The organism is Escherichia sp. XD33 (assembly GCF_019375075.1).
Taxonomy (GTDB): domain Bacteria; phylum Pseudomonadota; class Gammaproteobacteria; order Enterobacterales; family Enterobacteriaceae; genus Enterobacter; species Enterobacter flexneri_A.
Window position 1 is genome coordinate 1 of record NZ_JAENDM010000149.1, and the last position, 2272, is coordinate 2272.

Consider the following 2272-nt stretch of genomic DNA (forward strand, 5'->3'; position numbering starts at 1 on the left):
GTGTGCCCGGAGTTCAGGGCGGGCATGGATGCTTAAATGAACCGCGAGTCTGTCTGGAATATTGAACCGGTAACTCACGATGAGAAACCCAACAATCCCACCGGGTGTGACGGTGGAGAACCTGAGCGGCAGTGACCTGCGGCATGCCCGCAGGGTGATGTAACCCGCTGACAACGGGGATTGAGGCGAGATCACTAAGCCGAGATGATCCTCAAGGTTAAGTACTGAAAGGCTGAAGAACATGAACCCGTTAATCCGCCTCTGTGGGTTGAAAACGTCACCACGGCCTACGTGATCTGACAGGCCGTGCAGGAGGAACTGGCAGTGATACGTAAGCACTGCCGGTCGAAGGTGTTTTGACATGTATGCGAAACACCGGGGCAGCAGCGTCTATCACGCTTGCATTGCTGACTTCTGCCAACTTGCGGCAAGCAAGGATAAAGAGTGCGACGGGCAGCCTCCTCAGTATGCCTGAGTCCAGGCCGGTAAACCGGGGAAGGTCAGCGACGGATGTTAAGGGGGCATGGCTCCGATGACGCGCTGGCTGGCGGAGCTTCCGTAGTAGTCCGCGATGGGGAAAGCCCATTACATGGCGAAGGGAAGCAGTTTGAATGTGTTTGCGACGTGAATTAACTGACCTAACGAGGTGAAGACCTTTGATAATCAGCGAAATGCAACGCAAGCTTGCCACATGGGCAGCCACCGATCCGTCCCTACGGATTCAACGGCTGCTGCGTCTGATAACACAACCAGAATGACTGGCTGAAGCGGCGCGGATCACGCTTTCATCAAAGGGGGCCCATACCCCCGGCGTTGATGGCGTGAACAAAACAATGCTACAGGCCAGACTGGCTGTTGAGCTGCAAATCCTCAGGGATGAATTACTCTCAGGCCACTACCAGCCCTTGCCCGCCAGACGGGTTTACATCCCTAAAAGCAACGGCAAACTGCGACCACTGGGTATCCCCGCGTTGCGGGATCGTATTGTTCAGCGGGCCATGCTGATGGCGATGGAGCCGATATGGGAGAGTGATTTTCATACGCTCTCATATGGCTTCCGGCCTGAGAGCAGTGTCCACCACGCGATCCGCACGGTGAAATTACAGCTCACAGACTGTGGTGAAACCCGGGGACGCTGGGTGATTGAAGGCGACCTGTCCAGTTACTTCGACACCGTACATCATCGACTGCTGATGAAGGCTGTACGCCGCAGGATCAGTGACGCACGTTTCATGACTCTGCTGTGGAAAACCATCAAGGCGGGACATATCGATGTCGGTCTCTTTCGGGCGGCCAGTGAAGGTGTGCCACAGGGCGGTGTTATATCGCCGCTATTATCGAACATCATGCTGAATGAGTTCGATCAATACCTGCATGAGCGCTACCTGAGCGGGAAAGCCAGAAAAGATCGGTGGTACTGGAATAACAGTATCCAACGGGGCCGAAGTACGGCGGTCAGAGAAAACTGGCAGTGGAAACCCGCGGTGGCGTACTGCCGCTATGCCGATGATTTTGTCCTCATCGTCAAAGGCACCAAAGCACAGGCGGAAGCCATCAGGGAGGAGTGTCGGGGTGTGCTCGAAGGCAGTCTGAAACTCAGGCTGAACATGGATAAGACTAAAATCACCCATGTTAATGACGGCTTTATCTTTCTGGGGCACAGGATCATTCGCAAACGCAGTCGTTATGGCGAGATGCGAGTGGTCTCAACGATCCCGCAGGAGAAAGCCAGAAACTTCGCCGCATCGCTGACAGCACTGTTATCAGGCAACTACAGTGAAAGCAAAGTCGATATGGCTGAACAACTCAACCGAAAACTGAAAGGCTGGGCCATGTTCTATCAGTTCGTTGATTTTAAGGCCAAAGTCTTCAGTTATATCGACCGTGTCGTGTTCTGGAAGCTGGCTCACTGGCTGGCCCGCAAATACCGTACAGGTATCGCTTCCCTGATGAGGTGGTGGTGTAAATCACCGAAACCGGGTCAGAGCAAAACGTGGGTTTTATTTGGTAAAACCAATCACGGCAAGCTCAGCGGCGAAATACTGTACCGGTTGGTGGGGCAAGGCAAGAAGCTGTTCCGCTGGCGGCTACCCGAAGGTAATCCCTATCTGAGGACGGAGACCAGAAACACGTATACATCGCGCTTTACAGAAGTGGCAATGGCGTTCGCCAGCATTTAAATGGAGAGCCGGATGCGCTGAAAGGTGCACGTCCGGTTCGGGGAGGAGAGGCAGGGAAATAGTCCGACTACGCCCTGCCTCTTACTCTACTC

1 protein-coding gene and 1 pseudogene are annotated in these 2272 nt (G+C 54.2%); one reads left to right on the forward strand and one right to left on the reverse strand.

What is annotated here, in order from left to right; all coding sequences use genetic code 11:
• A partial coding sequence (locus K0778_RS25680; protein WP_071988032.1) for a hypothetical protein occupies positions 1–243 on the reverse strand: 243 nt, incomplete at its 3' end.
• A 428-nt stretch (positions 244–671) separates the two neighbouring features.
• Here K0778_RS25680 and ltrA point away from each other — a divergent pair.
• Positions 672–2180 (forward strand): annotated as a pseudogene (gene ltrA / locus K0778_RS25685) (group II intron reverse transcriptase/maturase).
• Positions 2181–2272: the final 92 nt, after the last annotated feature.